Origin of the sequence: Brachybacterium sp. AOP29-B2-41 (assembly GCF_052378395.1) — a bacterium.
In the GTDB taxonomy this organism is placed as follows: Bacteria; Actinomycetota; Actinomycetes; order Actinomycetales; family Dermabacteraceae; genus Brachybacterium.
In genome coordinates this window covers 57,720-72,439 of record NZ_JBQSXR010000005.1, presented here as the reverse complement: position 1 = coordinate 72,439, position 14,720 = coordinate 57,720, and the positions used below count along the sequence as shown (strand labels likewise).

The following is a 14,720-nucleotide window of genomic DNA, read 5'->3' as shown; positions in this document are numbered from 1 at the left end:
CGGGATGACACGATGGTGCCCATGACCTCAGCTCACGACCCCCACGAGCACCTCTACGCACCGGTCGCTGACGTTCCCGCGGCGTCCACCAGCACCTCTGCGGCGTCCGCTGACGCGCCCGCGGCGTCTGCCGGCACCTCTGCGGCGTCCGCTGACGCGCCCGCGGCGTCTGCCGGCACCTCTGCGGCGTCCGCTGACGCGCCCGCGGCGTCTGCCGGTGCCCCCGCAGGGTCCGGGCGCGTGCTGTCCGACGACCCTGCGGGTCTGCTCGGTGCCGAGGCTCTGCGCCCCGTCTCGCTGAAGCTCATCCCCGCTCGTTACATGGCGGGGAGCATCGGGTACGCCATCTGGCTGGTGCTGATCATCGCCGCGATCGTGGGCACGGTGCTGACGGGATGGTGGTGGATCGCGGCATGCGGCCTGCTGCCTCTGCTGATCATGGTCCAGAGCCTGCTGTTCACCCCGCGCAGGGTTCGGGCGATCGGGTACCTGGACGATGAGGAGGACCTGACGATCGCCAGCGGCATCATGTTCCGCTCCGTCCACACGATCCCGTACGGCCGCGTGCAGTCCGTGAAGATCGGTGAGGGACCGGTGGAGCGGCGCTACGGGCTCGCGACGCTCACGATCACCACGGCCGCGGGCGGAGGCACCGAAACGTTGCCGGGTCTGCCGAAGGCCGAGGCAGAGCGCCTGCGCTCCCTGCTCACCGACCGCGGCATCGATCTCATGGCGGCATTGTGAGCAGCTCAGCGACCAGCCCGTCCAGCCGGTCCAACCCGGACGATCCCACCAACCCGGGCGGTCCCACCAGCCCGGCCAGTCCTACCGGTCCGCCCGCTCCGGCCAGCCCGGCACCCGCAGACAGCGGACTGCTGAACGCGGCTGATCACCAGGCCGCGACCGAGCCGGATCCCTCGACCCCGCGTCACCGCACCCACCCGATCACCCCGCTGGTGACTGGCTGGAAGATCGTGGTCGGCGTGATCGCGGTGATCGCGGCGCAGAACATCGCCCAGCTGCTCGACGAGTTCACGATCCGTCGCGCTCTCATCGGGGTCGGCGTGCTGCTGGCCGCTGCGATCATCGCGATCGCGTTCTCGACCCTCAGCTGGTGGTTCACCACCTACGCGGTCGATGAGGACGGCGTCTCGCTGCACACCGGCATGATCAGCCGCTCCCGCGAGTACGCACCCCGGGCCCGGATCGAGTCAGTCTCCGTCGAACGCCCGCTGCTGGCCCGGCTGCTGGGACTGGCGAAGGTGCGCGTCGAGGTCGCCGGAGGCGGCGAGTCCTATCTCGACATCGAGTACGTGAAGTCCACCGCGGCGGAGGACCTCCGACGAGGGATCCTCGGCATCGCCGAGCGTTCCGCGCCGGAGACAGTGGGCGAACCTGCCACGGACGGCGCCGACCGATACGAGGGAACGGGAACTGCAGGTACTGCCGACCTGCACCCGCAGAACGAGAGCACCGACGGCGCCTCCGGACGGCTCGAGCAGCTCCTGGTCGACGGGGTCACCGACGGTGAGCTGATCGCGCAGGTGCCCACCGAACGGCTCATCCGCTCCCTGGCGCGGGACATCGGCTTCCTCATCGGCGTGGTGATGAGCCTCATCGGCGTGGCCGTCGCCGTCGCGCTCGCGATCTGGCAGGACGGGATCAACATCGCGATGTTCATCGCCCTGGCGCCCGCCGCGATCGCCGTCCCGAAGTACATCTTCGGCCGCATCGAATCCGGATGGGGATTCGTCTCCCGGTTCACCGACCGCGGGCTCCGGATGCGACGGGGCCTGGCCAACACGCGCACCGACAACATCGCCTCCGGTCGGATCCAGCGCATCGAGCTGCGCCGCCCGCTGCTCTGGCGCGGTCCCGGCTGGACCGCCGCCACCGCCACCGTCGCCGGCATCGATGACGACAGCGAGAACGGCGCCGAGAACGTGCTTCCCGTCGGCACTCATGAGGAGCTGCGTGCCACCCTCGGCCACCTCGCCGTGCCGCTCGGCACCGCGGATGACGAGGCCTACATCGAGCACCTGCTCACCGCCCCGGCACGCGAGATCGACGGGTTCCGCACGCAGGTACGGCCGTACTGGATCGCCCGTCGTACCGAGGTGACCGTGCTGCTGCCCGGTGCTCTCGTGAAACGTGGGGGACTGCTGACCAGGCACGTCGAGATCGTTCCCCGCGAGCGCATCCAACAGCTCTCCGTCGACGACGGCCCTCTGAACCGGAAGATCGGGGTCCTCGATCTGCAGGTGGGGATCGCCGGAGAGACGGTGACCGTGAGCAACCTGCCCCGCGCCGAGGTGCTCGGACTCCACAGCGTGCTCTCGCGCGATGCGGCCACGCTGCGCCGCTACCGGGACCGCCAGCACTGGCCGCAGCCCGCCCTGAGCTTCGCCGGACCTGCCGGGCAGCCGCCCCGTCCGGTGGAGCTCGAGGGGGAGCGATGATGCCGCCCCGCCTGGGCATCGGTGTGATCGGGGCCGGCCGGGTGGGTGCGGTCCTCGGCGCCGCGCTGCGGGCCGAGGGCCATGCGATCACCGGCGCCTACGCCGTCTCCGACGACTCCCGCGAGAGAGCTCGGCAGCTCCTGCCCGGAGTGCCGCTGCTGAATGTGCCGGCCCTGGTCGAACGCAGCGAGATGCTGATCCTGGCTGTGCCGGACGACCAACTGGCCCCTCTGGCCGCAGGCATCGCAGCGACCGGGATGGTGCCGGGCGGCCAGCTCGTGATGCACACCTCGGGCCGCTACGGCATCGAAGTGCTGGCGCCGCTCGCCCAGGCCGGCTGCGCGACCCTGGCCCTCCACCCGGCGATGACGTTCACCGGCACCCAGGCCGATCTCGCCCGGCTGATCGGCTGCCCGATGGGAATCACCGCCACGCCTGAGCTGCTGCCGATCGCGGCCGCGCTGGCGGTCGAGCTCGGCGGAGACGCGGTCGTGGTCGCGGAGGGGGATCGCCCCCTCTACCACGCAGCCCTGGCCCACGCCGCGAATCATCTGGTGGTGCTGGTGGACCAGTCCCGTGACGCACTGTCACGGCTGGGGATCGAGGATCCGGGAGCGTACCTGCGGCCGCTGCTCGAGGCAGCGCTCGACGAATCTCTGCGTCACGGGGACAAGGCGCTGACCGGACCCGTGATGCGCGGGGACGCGGGCACCGTCACCGCCCACCTCGGGGCACTGCGTGACCTGGACGCCACCGGGGCCCCGGGCGATCCCGGGGACACCTCCGCCACCTACCGTGCCCTCGCACTCGCGGCCCTGCGCCGTGCGAGACTCCCGGAGGGCACCCGGGCGCTGATCCGGGACCTGCTCGAGGACCATCCGCCGCTGAAGGACGATTCATGACCCTGGACTCTGGCTCCCGCGAGCCGCAGCATGGTGCGGACCAGCGCCGTGCCACCACGCTCATCAGCACCAAGGCAGAGCTGCGCGAGCACCGCGCAGCGATGACGGGGACCGTCGCGGCGGTCTTCACGATGGGTTCCCTGCACGCCGGGCACCTGGCGCTGGTCCAGCGCGCTCGGGGGCTCGCCGATCACGTGATCCTCACCGACTTCGTCAACCCCCTCCAGTTCGGCCCGGGCGAGGATTTCGAGGCGTACCCGCGCGACCTCGATGCGGACCTCGCCCTCGTCGACGGGCTGGTCGACGTGGTCTTCGCCCCCTCGGTCCAGGAGATGTACCCGGTGCTGCCACCCACCGTCTCCGTGACCGCAGGGCGGGCAGGCACGATCCTCGAAGGCGCTGCGCGCCCGGGACACTTCGACGGGGTGGTGACGGTGGTGGCCAAGCTGCTGCAGCTCACCGCTCCCGATCTGAGCGTGTTCGGGCGGAAGGACGCCCAACAGCTGGCCATCATCCAGCGGCTGGTCGCTGATCTGGACCTCCCGGTGCGGATCGAGCCGGTCGAGATCCAGCGCGAGCCGACGGGACTGGCCCGTTCCAGCCGCAACGCCTACCTCAGCCCGGAGGGCCGGGACCAGGCGCTCGCGCTCTCGCGCACGATCTCCGCTGCACTCGCGGCTGCGCCTTCGGTCGCGGGGATCAGGGCCGCTCTCGCGCAGGCCGTGGACCGGGCCGAGATCGAGTGGGACTATGCGCTCGCCCTCGACCCCGGCACCCTCGAGCAGGTCGGTCAGGACCATCGCGGTGAGGTCCTGGTGGTCCTCGCGGGGCGCGTCGAGGGCACCCGGTTGCTCGATGCAGCTGTGGCAGTGGCGACAGCCCCCTGATCCAGCGGGCATTCCCAGCGGCAGTGATGAGACAATCACCGTCATGAGCGAGAATTCCCCTGCCCTCGAGACGACGGACACCTCCGACCAGGTCGCGGTCCGCAAGTCCAAGCGGGAGCGCCTGCTGGCGCGCGGGGAGGAGGCCTACCCCGTCTCGGTGCCGGTGACCACCACCATCGCCGAGGTGCGCGCGCAGTACGGCCACCTCGCCGCCGGCGAGGAGACCCAGGACGTGGCGGGCGTCGCCGGGCGCGTCGTCTTCCAGCGCAACACCGGCAAGCTGGCCTTCATCACCCTCCAGGATGGTGCCGGAGAGCGCCTGCAGATCATGGCCTCGCAGGCCGTCATCGGCGAGCAGCGACTGGCGGATCTCAAAGCCGATGTCGACCTCGGCGATCATGTGTTCTTCCAGGGCCGGGTCGGCGCATCCCGGCGCGGCGAGCTGAGCATCTTCGCCGAGTCGTGGCAGATGGCGGCCAAGGCAGTGCGCCCGCTCCCGGTGCTCCACGCCGGACTGTCCGAGGAATCCCGGGTGCGGCACCGCTACGTCGACCTCATCGTGCGGCAGGAGGCCCGTGACACCGTGCGTCAGCGCGCCGAGGTCATGCACTCCCTGCGCACCTCCTTCCACGATCGCGACTACGTCGAGATCGAGACCCCGATGCTGCAGGTGATCCCCTCGGGCGCGGCGGCACGACCGTTCGTGACCCACATGAACGCCTTCGATCTCGACCTGTATCTGCGGATCGCTCCCGAGCTCTACCTCAAGCGCGCTGCGGTGGGTGGTCTCGAGCGGGTCTTCGAGATCAACCGCAATTTCCGTAACGAGGGTGCTGATTCCACGCATTCTCCGGAGTTCGCGATGCTCGAGGCCTATCAGGCGTACGGGGATTACGACACCATCGGCGACCTCACCCGGACACTTGTCCAAGAAGCTGCTGAGCGTGCGACCGGTTCGCAGACCGTGACCCTCATCGACGGGTCTGAATACGACTTCTCCGGGGAATGGGCGCAGATCACGGTCTACGGATCGCTCTCGGAATCCCTCGGCGTGGAGATCACTCCCGAGACCACCCCGGAGCGTCTGCGCGAGATCGCACGTTCCCTGGATCTGGACTTGGATCACCCGAAGTACGGCCACGGAAAGCTGGTCGAGGAGCTGTTCGAGCACCAGGTCGGAGATCACCTGTACGAGCCGACCTTCGTGCGGGACTTCCCGGTCGAGACCAGCCCCCTGGTGCGCGCGCACCGCTCGCAGCCGGGCGTGGTCGAGAAGTGGGATCTCTACGTGCGCGGATTCGAGCTGGGCACCGGCTATTCGGAGCTGGTGGATCCCGTCATCCAGCGCGAGCGCTTCGCTCAGCAGGCAGAGCTGGCGGCCCAGGGCGATGACGAGGCGATGCGCCTGGACGAGGACTTCCTCGAGGCGATGGAGTACGCGCTGCCGCCGACCGGCGGCATGGGCATGGGCGTGGATCGCCTGCTGATGGCCCTGACCGGCCTCGGGATCCGCGAGACCATCCTGTTCCCCCTTGTGAAGCCTGAGGCCTGAGATGGACTCGGGATTCTGGTTTGAGGCCGGGGCGCTGCTCCCATCGATAGGCGTGGGCCTGCTGTTCTGGTTCACGATTCGAGCGATTATGCGGGCAGATCGCAGTGAGCGTGAGATCGAACGTCAGGTCGAGCGAGAATATCGTGAGCGCCACGATAGGGATGAACCGAATCACTCCGCCTGATTGAAAATCTGAATGATATTGATATCTGCGTCGCCGAACTGGATACTTGGTGCTGACGGCGAACTCACCAGAGTTTGCGCAGAAGTATGAAGTCACAGCAACGAGGGAGAACCCCTATGGCACGGAAGACGTACGTGGAGCTCATCGACGATCTCACCGGCGATAAGGCCGATGAGACGGTGAGCTTCGCCCTGGATGGCGTCGCCTACGAGATCGACCTCTCCGAGGACAACGCGAAGAAGCTCCGCGAGGAGCTCAGCAGCTGGACGGAGAAGGCGCGCCGTGTTGGCGGCCGCCGCGCTCGTGGCACCTCCTCCGCGCGCAGCGGCTCGAACGATTCCGCGCGGATCCGCGAGTGGGCCCGTGAGGCCGGCTACGAGGTCCCGGACCGCGGCCGCATCTCCGGCACCATCCGCACGGCGTACGAAGAGGCGCACGGGGAGTGATCCCTGCTTCTCCGCGGGCGCGGTGAGCGACCGCAGAGCCCCTCAGCAGCATGAAGGCCCGCCACCCATCGGTGGCGGGCCTTCACGCTACGAGGCCTCAGGCCTCAGGCCTCAGGCCTCAGGACTCGAAGGCCGAGTCGATGTACTGGTCGACGTTCTCCTTGGTCACCACCGGGGCGAAGAGCTGGACCTGGCGGGGGACCTCGTTCTCGACGAGATCCGAGAGCGACTTGCCCTGGACGAGCAGCCGCGCCAGCGCGACACCGTTGGCTGCCTGGCTGGAGGGGTAGACCACGGTGGCCTCGACGACCGAGTCACCGTCCTGGATGTGACGCATCATGTTCGCCGAGCCGGCACCGCCGACCATGAAGAACTCGTCACGGCCGGCGTTCTCGATGGCGGCCAGCACCCCCACACCCTGGTCGTCGTCGTGGTTCCAGACGGCGTCGATCTCGGGCGCGGCCTGCAGCAGGTTGGCGGTCGCAGATTCCCCGCCCTGGACGGTGAAGTCCGCGTCGACGCGGTTGTCGACATCTTGGCCGCATTCGCCGAGCGCATCCTCGAATCCCTGGGTGCGCTCCGCGGTCAGGGGCAGGGAGGAGATGCCGGTGATCTCGGCGATCACAGCGTCGGGATCATCGCCCACCCGCTCGCAGATGTACTCGCCGGCGTTGTGGCCCATCCCGTAGTTGTCCCCCATCACGGTCACACGTGCGGCGTTGGGGTCGGAGAATTCACGGTCGACGTTGACGACGGGGATCCCGGCATCCATCGCCTGCAGTGCGACGCCGGTCAGCGCGGCGCCATCGAAGGGGACCACGACGATAGCGTCCACCTCGTCATTGTTGATGAAGGTCTCGATCTGGCTGATCTGCAGGTTGACGTCGTTCGTGCCCTCGGCGACCAACAGCTCGACGTCGTCGTACTCAGCGGCCAGCTCTTGCGTGAGGGTGCTCATCGCCGCCATCCAGCCGTGGTCGGCGGCCGGGGCGGAGAAGCCGATGGTGATGGTCTCTCCGGTCTCGTCATTGCTGCTGCCGGCATTTGATTCGTTGCCGCCGGCTCCGCCGCCGGTGCTCTCCGGGGTGTTGCCCGTGCACGAGGCGAGCAGTGCTGCTGAGGCGAGCACGGCGAAGACGGCTGTGGCACGGCGACGCAACGTCATTGATGCGGTCATGGGGCATTCTCCTTGGGGTGGTGGGGGAGTGGCGGGCAGGGAGAGGCCGAAAATGCGGCGGGTTGGGCGTCGGAGTGGGCGTTGAAGTGGGGATCGGGATCGGAGTGGGGATCAGGGGCCTGGGATGGCAGGCTCAGGTCGATCTGGCGCGGACGACGAATCGCTGCTGGAGGAGGACCGCGATCACGATGATCGCGCCCTGCACCAGCGCCTGCACCGAGGTGGAGAGGTTGTTCAGCACGAAGACGTTGGTCAGGGTCTGGAAGATGAGCACCCCGATCACGGTGCCGACGATCGTGCCGCGCCCACCGATGAGGAGGGTGCCGCCGACGACGACGGCCGCGATCGCATCGAGTTCGTACAGCGTCCCGTTGGTCGAGCTGCCGGCACCCGTGCGCCCGAGCATCATCACGGCTGCGAGGCCGGTGGTGAAGCCGCTGAGCGCGAAGACGTAGACGGTGTGCCGCCTGATGTTGATCCCCGCCAGGCGCGCGGCCTCCGCATTGCCGCCGACAGCGACCGTCCGGCGGCCGAAGGTGGTCCGGTTCAGCACCACCCAGCCGACTGCCGCGACGATGAGGAACATCCACACGATGGTCGGCACACCGAGGAGGCTGCCGCCGAAGAAGTCGTCGAAGCCGTCGTTCGTGACCAGCTGGGTTCCACGCCCGGAGATGATCTCGGCGAGGCCGCGGGCGGCGATCAGCATGGCGAAGGTGGCGATGAAGGAGACGACCTTGCCGTAGGAGACGACGATTCCGTTGACGATGCCTGCGGCAGTGCCGACCGCGACTGCGGTGAAGACCATCACGAGCCAGTGCACGTCCTCTGCCATGGCCTGGGTGGCGAGTGTGGTCGCCCAGACGCTCGCGAGGCCCAGCACCGAGCCGACAGACAGGTCGATGCCGCCGGCGGTGATGACGAAGGTCATGCCGATGCTCACCACGCCGATGACCGCCGCCCCCCGCACGATGGTGAGGACGTTGTCGACATCGAGGAACCGGTCGCCGCTGGTCAGGGCGCCCACGAGACAGATCAGCAGCAGCGCGACGACGAGTCCGAGGCTGCGGCCCAGTCCGGTGCCACCTCCGAGGCGGGCACGTACGCCCCGCCCTCCAGGATCCGGCACAGGCCGCAGCGTGCGGGTCGTCGGGGGCGGGGAGCTGCTGTCCAGCGCTGCCCCTCCATCGCTGCGCGATGCCTGATCACTCATGTGCGGTTCCTTCCATGACGAGGTCGAGCACCCCGTGCTCATCGATCTGTGCCGCAGGGCCGTCGTGCACGACGGCACCATCCGCGATGACGAGGACCTGATCTGCGAGTCCCAGGACCTCATCGATCTCGCTCGAGACCACGACGACGGCGGTGCCCTGTCGCGCCAGGCGCCGGATCAGGGCGTAGATCTCGGCGCGTGCGCCGACGTCGACCCCGCGGGTCGGCTCATCGAGCAGCAGCACTCTGCATCCGTGCACCAGCCAGCGGGCCAGCATCGCCTTCTGCTGATTGCCTCCGGAGAGGGTTCTGATCGAGCGATCCGGATCCTCCGGCGCGAGGTGGAGCGCAGAGATCTGCTCCACGGCGGCCCGACGCTCAGCACGCTCGTCGAGGAAGCCGCCGCGTGCGAACCGGGCGAACGTGGAGAGCGTGATGTTGCGATAGATCGGTTCATCCAGCAGCAGGCCCTGGCTCTTGCGCTCCTCGGGGGCCAGTCCGATGCCACGGCGGACGGCGCGAGTGACAGAACCGGTGCGCATCGGTCGCCCAGCGACCCTGACGGTGCCCGCGGCTGCCGGTCGTGCGCCGTAGAGCGTCTCGAGGATCTCGGAGCGCCCGGCGCCGACCAGGCCGGCCAGGCCGAGGATCTGCCCGGAGCGGACCTCGAAGCTCACGTTCTCGAACACTCCCGCGAGCGCCAGCCCTTCGACCTCCAGCACCACGTCGCCGAACTCGTCGACGCCGGCGCCGCCGAAGTCGCTCTCGACCCGGCGGCCCGTCATCATCTCGATGAGATCCCCGGTCGGGGTGTCGGCGACGGCGAGCCCGGTGGCGACGGTCCTGCCGTCTTTGAGCACGGTGATCCGGTCGCCGATGCGCCTGATCTCCTCCAACCGGTGGGAGATGTAGATGACGGCGAGGCCCTCGGCAGTGAGCGACTCGACCACCTGGAAGAGGTTGTCCACCTCTTCCGGGTCGAGCACCGCAGAAGGCTCGTCCATGACGATCACCTTGGCGTCATGGGACAGGGCGCGCGCCATGGAGACGATCTGCTTGCCGGCTGCGGACAGGCTGCCCACGTCCTGGGACGGCCGGATCTCCGGGTGGCCGAGGCGGCGAAGGAGGTCGCGGGTGCGGGCGCGGGTCTCGGCATGCCGCAGGATTCCACCGTGGGACAGCTCATGGCCGAGGTAGATGTTCTCCGCGACCGTCAGGCCGTCGACGACATCGAGCTCCTGGTACATGGTGGCGATGCCGAGGTCGAGCGCCTTGGTGGGCGACGCGATCGTCACGGCCTCATCCTGCCAATGGATGTGCCCGGCATCGGGTTGGTGAGCGCCGGCGAGGACTTTGATGAGCGTGGACTTGCCCGCGCCGTTCTGGCCGAGCAGGCAGTGCACCTCGCCCGCACGGACGTCGAAGTCCACGCCGTCGAGCGCTTTCGCGCCGGGGAAGTGCTTGACCAGGTGGGTGACTCGCAGCAGTGCCGCCGGGGGGTCGTCTGTGACCATGCCCACTATGTTAGATGAACATACTTAACAGTCAACCAGAATTTCGACACCGACCGCACCGTAGCGGAACTGATGCTGTGGCGCTGATGCCGCGGAGCCACCCGCCGGTCTGCTCGGCTCGCGCCGTAGCCGCAGGGTGTGCTCCGCGGGTCCGCTCACCAGCCGCGCAGGGTCCAGGCTGCCGCGTGCTCCGCCCCGGGGCTCAGGCGCACCACGTCCGTGCCGCTGCGGAAGGCATCCGGGGGACAGGTCATCGGTTCCACAGCGAGTCCGAGCCGATTGTTCTCGGGCTCCGGTCGGTCTCCGGTGTGCACCTGCAACCACGGCAGCTCCGGACCTGCGGAGAGTTCGACACCGGTGCCGCCCGGGGCGCTGACGGTGATCGTGAGCCGTCCCTGCGGATCTCGGCCGAGGTCGGTGAAGGCATGGTCGATGAACAGCGAGCCGATCACCTTCGCACTGCGGAAGTCGAAATCCGACCCGGGCGCGATCGCTGCAGTGCCGGTGGGCAGGAGCCGATCCTCGGTGACGGTGAGCACGGTGCCGGCGTCGAACTCCAGGGACCACTCATCGAGCGGTTCCGGGCCGGCGACCAGGTACGGATGCGGGCAGACCCCATAGGGAGCGTCCAGCGCGCCGAGGTTGCGGGCGGTCACCGTCGTGCTCAGGCCCTCCTGAGGGTCCAGCGCGTAGTGCACCGTCAGCAGCAGATGGAAGGGATAGCCAGGAGAGGGGAACAGCTCCGTGATCATCACCAGCTCGTCGTCGGAGACGGTCGCCGGGGTGAACCTCTGGAAGGACACCAGCCCATGCAGAGCATTGCCCCGTTCGGGCTCGGTCAGCGGGGTCTGGATCTCCTGTCCGTCCCAGGTGTAGAGGCCGTCCCCGATCCGATTGGGCCAGGGGGCCACGATCGCGCCGCGGTAGAACTTCATCGGCCCGGTCTCGGGATTGCGGACCAGCAGATCTCGGCCGCTGAGGGTGAGCGACTCGAGGATGGCCCCCACTGCGGAGACCTCGGCGCGATATGCCCCGGCCGCGATGGTGAACAGCTCGCCACGGTCACGAAGGCCGTCGCCGACGGACAGCTCGAGGCCTTCGGTGGGGATGGAATCGTTCATCGGGTGTTCTCCTGGTCGGTCGCGGGCTGGGTCACGGGCTGGATCTCGGGCTCGCTTTCGGGCGTCGGGTCCGGTGCGGGCTCGATGAGCACGACGTCGAGGCGGCGCGGTCCATGCACGCCTTCGACCCGTTCCAGCTCGATGTCGCTGGTGGCGCTGGGTCCCGAGATCATGGTCCAGGCGGCACGGGGATGCTCGCCCATGCGTTGGATCGCCTTCGGGACGCCGAGCACCACCTGGTCGGCGTCCACCACGATCACGTGATGGTCCGGCACCAGCGAGATCGCGCGGCGGCCGCCCCGCTCGTCGCCTCGCAGCACGATGGTGCCGGTGAGCGCGATCGCGGTGTGGCAGCCGGTCAGCACGGCATCGATCGCATCCAGCTGGTGCGGGTCGGCGCTGCCGTCGTCGACGATCAGCTCCGCCTCCACCGCCGTCGTCCACGCATCGGGAAGACCGGAGGGGACGACCACGGTGCGGGCGGCCCCGAGGGCGGCGGCGACCGCTGCAGGCGCCTCGGACGGGGTGGTCCGGTGGACGACCGCGGTGTAGTCCTCCAGACGCTGGACCAGCACCCCGCGGACCTTCTCGGGTGCTGTGCGCAGCTCCTGCTTGTCGTCGGCCCGCTGATAGCTGCGCGGCACGTCGGCGGCCTCGGTGATCTCGTCGCGGCGCGGGGCGTCCAGTGCGGTCCGGAGTCGGGCGAGGATCTCGTCCTTCGCACTCATCCCCGGGGTGCGCTGCGGGCGGGCATCGGTCCACTCGGTCATGCCTGCTCCTCGCTGTCCGGCGCGGCGTCGGGACCGGCGGGTGGCGCCGTGGCGGCCTCGCCAGTGCCAGTGCCAGTGCCAGTGCCAGTGCCAGTGCCAGTGCCAGTGCCAGTGGCGCTCTCGGGGCCAACGGGGTCAGCGGCGCCGTCGGCCGCTGCGCGCTCCTTCTCGTGCTGGTCCCACCAGGAGCGGAAGGAAGTGCCGGGCTTGGGCAGGTCACGGTGATCGGTCCAGCCGGGTATCAGCGGGAGCACACCAGGGAGCTTGCCGATGTTCTTCCCACCCAGCACAGAGGTCAGGGGACCGGCGGAGCGCACCGCGAGGTCGTAGGCGCGGGGAGAGGACATGAGCTTGCCTGCTCCCTTCAGTGCCATGTCCCACGTGCCGTGGAAGTCTCCACGGGTCTCCCGGCGGCGGTCGACGTCCTTCGCCCGCAGGTGGACCAGGATCTCCGGGATGTTGATCTTCACCGGACACACGTCGTAGCAGGCGCCGCACAGGCTCGAGGCATAGGGGAGCGTCGAGTTGGGATCGTCGTCCCCGCTCATCCCTGTCATCTGGGGGGAGAGGATCGCCCCGATCGGGCCCGGATAGGTCGAGCCGTAGGCGTGGCCGCCGGCACGGACATAGACCGGGCACACGTTCAGGCAGGCCGAGCATCGGATGCAGTGCAGTGCGCTGCGGCCTTCGGGGTCCTCGAGGACCGCGGAGCGGCCGTTGTCCAGCAGCACCAGATGGAACTCCTCGGGCCCGTCCCCGTCATGGACCCCGGTGAACATCGTGGTGTACGGGTTCATGCGCTCCCCGGTGGAGGAGCGGGGCAGCAGCTGCAGGAAGACCTCGAGGTCCTCGAAGGTCGGCACGATCTTCTCGATCCCCACCACGGAGATGAGCGTCTTCGGGAGCGTGAGGCACATGCGGCCGTTCCCCTCGGATTCGACGACCACCAGGGTGCCGGTCTCCGCGATAGCGAAGTTCGCCCCGGATATCGCCACCGAGCCGGGCATGTCCAGGAACTTCTCCCGCAGGAAACGACGTGCCGCCTCAGCGAGCTCAGCCGGCTCATCGGTGATCGACTCATCGAGGTCCGGCATCGAGGCCAGGAAGATCTCCCGGATCTCCGCACGGTTGCGATGGATCGCAGGCACCAGGATGTGGCTGGGCGTGTCATCGGCCAGCTGAACGATCAGCTCGGCGAGATCGGATTCGATCGCCCTGATCCCGGCGTGGGCGAGCGCCTCGTTCAGTCCGATCTCCTGGGTCGCCATCGACTTGACCTTCAGCACCTCCCGCGCGCCGCGCTCGAGGGCCAGGGCGGTGACTATCTCTCCGGCCTCCTCGGCATCGCGGGCCCAGTGGACCACGCCGCCGGCTGCGGTCACGGAGGATTCGAGCTGCTCGAGAAGCTCGGGAAGATGATCTGTGACCTGCCACTTCAAGGCGCTGCCGGCGTTGCGGAGCTTCTGCCAGTCCCGCACCTCACGGACTGCTGACGCACGCTTGGACTGGATCGTCGAGGTGGCCCGGCGCAGGTTCTCTCGGAGCGTGGGATTCGCGAGCTCGTCCCGTGCGGCCTCCGGGAAGCCGCGCTCGCCCCGCAGGGTCGAGCTGGGGGAGGCGTGCTGAGGGCGGACCTGGGGGATCCCGAGGTGGACTGTGCTCGTAGAACTCATGCGGATCTCCCGAGGATGGTCTCCGAGGGGACGAAGGGGTCCTCCTTGGTCGAGGCGAGGATCTGCGCCAGGTGGATCGACTTCGGCGCGGCGCCGGTGCGGCGCAGCTTGCCACCGATGTTCATCAGGCACGAGGCATCGCCGGCGACCACGAAGTCCGCACCGCTGCGCACCACGTTGGCGGCCTTGTCGGTCACCATCGCATCGCTGGTCGCGTCGTTCTTCACGGAGAAGGTGCCGCCGAACCCGCAGCAGGTATCGGACTCGGGAAGGTTCTTCACCTCGATGCCGTCCACCGCCCGCAGCAGCTTGAGCGGACGCGCGCCCACCTTCAGGAACCGCATCGAGTGGCAGGTGGGGTGGTAGGTCACCGAGTGCGGGAAATATGCGCCGACGTCGGTCACCTTGAGCACGTCCACCAGCAGCTCGGAGAGCTCGTACGTCTTCGCCGAGACCGCCGCGGCACGTTCCTCCAGCTCGCTGTCGCCCTCATGCCGAGCGACCAGCTGATGCTGGTCGCGCACGCAGCCGACGCAGGAACCGGACGGCATCACGATCGCGTCGACCGTGTCCAGTGCAGGCTCGAAGGTGTCGACGAAGGACCGCACCACCGGGGCCGCCTCCGTGTAGTAGCCGGAGTTGGTGTGCATCTGGCCGCAGCAGGTCTGGCGCTTGTCGAACACCACCTGGTGCCCTAGCCGCTCCAACAGCGTGACCGTCGCCCGGGCGACGTCCGGCGCCATCACATCCACCAGGCAGGTGGTCATCAGCGAGATGCGCATCCGTGGTCCTTCTTCCTCAGTCGTGCGCTCGGGGACGAGGC

General features: G+C 68.7%; 13 protein-coding genes. 6 read left to right on the top strand and 7 right to left on the bottom strand.

Annotated elements, in window-relative coordinates; all coding sequences use genetic code 11:
- The first annotated feature begins 21 nt into the window (after positions 1 to 21).
- The 6 genes from ACT3T9_RS06595 to ACT3T9_RS06570 all read left to right on the top strand — a co-directional run bounded on the left by ACT3T9_RS06595 (position 22) and on the right by ACT3T9_RS06570 (position 6,430).
- Positions 22 to 744, top strand: a complete 723-nt coding sequence (locus ACT3T9_RS06595) for a PH domain-containing protein (RefSeq protein WP_444606175.1) — start codon at positions 22 to 24, stop codon at positions 742 to 744.
- Positions 741 to 2,459, top strand: coding sequence for a PH domain-containing protein (locus ACT3T9_RS06590; RefSeq protein ID WP_441445469.1), 1,719 nt, complete (start codon positions 741 to 743; stop codon positions 2,457 to 2,459). Before ACT3T9_RS06595 ends, ACT3T9_RS06590 begins: the two co-directional genes overlap by 4 nt.
- Positions 2,456 to 3,361, top strand: coding sequence for a Rossmann-like and DUF2520 domain-containing protein (locus ACT3T9_RS06585; protein ID WP_444606174.1), 906 nt, complete (start codon positions 2,456 to 2,458; stop codon positions 3,359 to 3,361). The genes ACT3T9_RS06590 and ACT3T9_RS06585 overlap by 4 nt, the downstream gene beginning before the upstream one ends.
- The gene (panC, locus tag ACT3T9_RS06580) at positions 3,358 to 4,248 is read left to right on the top strand and encodes a pantoate--beta-alanine ligase (RefSeq protein ID WP_442332115.1); all 891 of its coding nucleotides are present in this window, start codon (positions 3,358 to 3,360) and stop codon (positions 4,246 to 4,248) included. Before ACT3T9_RS06585 ends, panC begins: the two co-directional genes overlap by 4 nt.
- A 43-nt stretch (positions 4,249 to 4,291) precedes the next feature.
- A complete protein-coding gene (gene lysS, locus ACT3T9_RS06575) occupies positions 4,292 to 5,800 on the top strand; it encodes a lysine--tRNA ligase (RefSeq protein ID WP_441445466.1) in 1,509 nt (502 codons plus the stop codon).
- A 300-nt stretch (positions 5,801 to 6,100) separates the two neighbouring features.
- Complete coding sequence (locus tag ACT3T9_RS06570) at positions 6,101 to 6,430, top strand: histone-like nucleoid-structuring protein Lsr2 (RefSeq protein ID WP_441445465.1); 330 nt, start codon at positions 6,101 to 6,103, stop codon at positions 6,428 to 6,430.
- 118 nt (positions 6,431 to 6,548) lie between these two features.
- Here ACT3T9_RS06570 and ACT3T9_RS06565 read toward each other — a convergent pair whose 3' ends face one another.
- The 7 genes from ACT3T9_RS06565 to ACT3T9_RS06535 all read right to left on the bottom strand — a co-directional run bounded on the left by ACT3T9_RS06565 (position 6,549) and on the right by ACT3T9_RS06535 (position 14,679).
- Positions 6,549 to 7,607, bottom strand: coding sequence for a substrate-binding domain-containing protein (locus ACT3T9_RS06565; RefSeq protein ID WP_442332116.1), 1,059 nt, complete (start codon positions 7,605 to 7,607; stop codon positions 6,549 to 6,551).
- A gap of 133 nt (positions 7,608 to 7,740) precedes the next feature.
- On the bottom strand, positions 7,741 to 8,820 hold the full coding sequence (locus ACT3T9_RS06560) for an ABC transporter permease (protein ID WP_444502575.1): 1,080 nt from the start codon (positions 8,818 to 8,820) through the stop codon (positions 7,741 to 7,743).
- Entirely contained in the window at positions 8,813 to 10,333 is a 1,521-nt protein-coding gene (locus ACT3T9_RS06555; protein ID WP_444601139.1) for a sugar ABC transporter ATP-binding protein, read from the bottom strand. The genes ACT3T9_RS06560 and ACT3T9_RS06555 overlap by 8 nt, the downstream gene beginning before the upstream one ends.
- 155 nt (positions 10,334 to 10,488) lie before the next feature.
- Positions 10,489 to 11,454: an aldose 1-epimerase family protein gene (locus ACT3T9_RS06550; protein WP_444502573.1), complete on the bottom strand. Its 966-nt coding sequence runs from the start codon at positions 11,452 to 11,454 to the stop codon at positions 10,489 to 10,491.
- Complete coding sequence (locus tag ACT3T9_RS06545) at positions 11,451 to 12,224, bottom strand: LutC/YkgG family protein (protein ID WP_444606173.1); 774 nt, start codon at positions 12,222 to 12,224, stop codon at positions 11,451 to 11,453. The genes ACT3T9_RS06550 and ACT3T9_RS06545 overlap by 4 nt, the downstream gene beginning before the upstream one ends.
- Positions 12,221 to 13,897, bottom strand: a complete 1,677-nt coding sequence (locus ACT3T9_RS06540) for a lactate utilization protein B (RefSeq protein ID WP_444606172.1) — start codon at positions 13,895 to 13,897, stop codon at positions 12,221 to 12,223. Before ACT3T9_RS06540 ends, ACT3T9_RS06545 begins: the two co-directional genes overlap by 4 nt.
- Positions 13,894 to 14,679, bottom strand: coding sequence for a (Fe-S)-binding protein (locus ACT3T9_RS06535; protein ID WP_441445459.1), 786 nt, complete (start codon positions 14,677 to 14,679; stop codon positions 13,894 to 13,896). The genes ACT3T9_RS06540 and ACT3T9_RS06535 overlap by 4 nt, the downstream gene beginning before the upstream one ends.
- Between the last annotated feature and the right edge of the window lie 41 nt (positions 14,680 to 14,720).

What these genes read in the sequence shown, in the direction of transcription:
- ACT3T9_RS06540 (WP_444606172.1), bottom strand. Translation starts at nt 13,897, where the DNA reads ATGAGTTCTACGAGCACAGTCCACCTCGGGATCCCCCAGGTCCGCCCT.
- ACT3T9_RS06595 (WP_444606175.1), top strand. Translation starts at nt 22, where the DNA reads ATGACCTCAGCTCACGACCCCCACGAGCACCTCTACGCACCGGTCGCT.
- panC (WP_442332115.1), top strand. Translation starts at nt 3,358, where the DNA reads ATGACCCTGGACTCTGGCTCCCGCGAGCCGCAGCATGGTGCGGACCAG.
- ACT3T9_RS06585 (WP_444606174.1), top strand. Translation starts at nt 2,456, where the DNA reads ATGATGCCGCCCCGCCTGGGCATCGGTGTGATCGGGGCCGGCCGGGTG.
- ACT3T9_RS06565 (WP_442332116.1), bottom strand. Translation starts at nt 7,607, where the DNA reads ATGACCGCATCAATGACGTTGCGTCGCCGTGCCACAGCCGTCTTCGCC.
- ACT3T9_RS06570 (WP_441445465.1), top strand. Translation starts at nt 6,101, where the DNA reads ATGGCACGGAAGACGTACGTGGAGCTCATCGACGATCTCACCGGCGAT.
- ACT3T9_RS06535 (WP_441445459.1), bottom strand. Translation starts at nt 14,679, where the DNA reads ATGCGCATCTCGCTGATGACCACCTGCCTGGTGGATGTGATGGCGCCG.
- ACT3T9_RS06550 (WP_444502573.1), bottom strand. Translation starts at nt 11,454, where the DNA reads ATGAACGATTCCATCCCCACCGAAGGCCTCGAGCTGTCCGTCGGCGAC.
- lysS (WP_441445466.1), top strand. Translation starts at nt 4,292, where the DNA reads ATGAGCGAGAATTCCCCTGCCCTCGAGACGACGGACACCTCCGACCAG.
- ACT3T9_RS06555 (WP_444601139.1), bottom strand. Translation starts at nt 10,333, where the DNA reads ATGGTCACAGACGACCCCCCGGCGGCACTGCTGCGAGTCACCCACCTG.
- ACT3T9_RS06545 (WP_444606173.1), bottom strand. Translation starts at nt 12,224, where the DNA reads ATGACCGAGTGGACCGATGCCCGCCCGCAGCGCACCCCGGGGATGAGT.
- ACT3T9_RS06560 (WP_444502575.1), bottom strand. Translation starts at nt 8,820, where the DNA reads ATGAGTGATCAGGCATCGCGCAGCGATGGAGGGGCAGCGCTGGACAGC.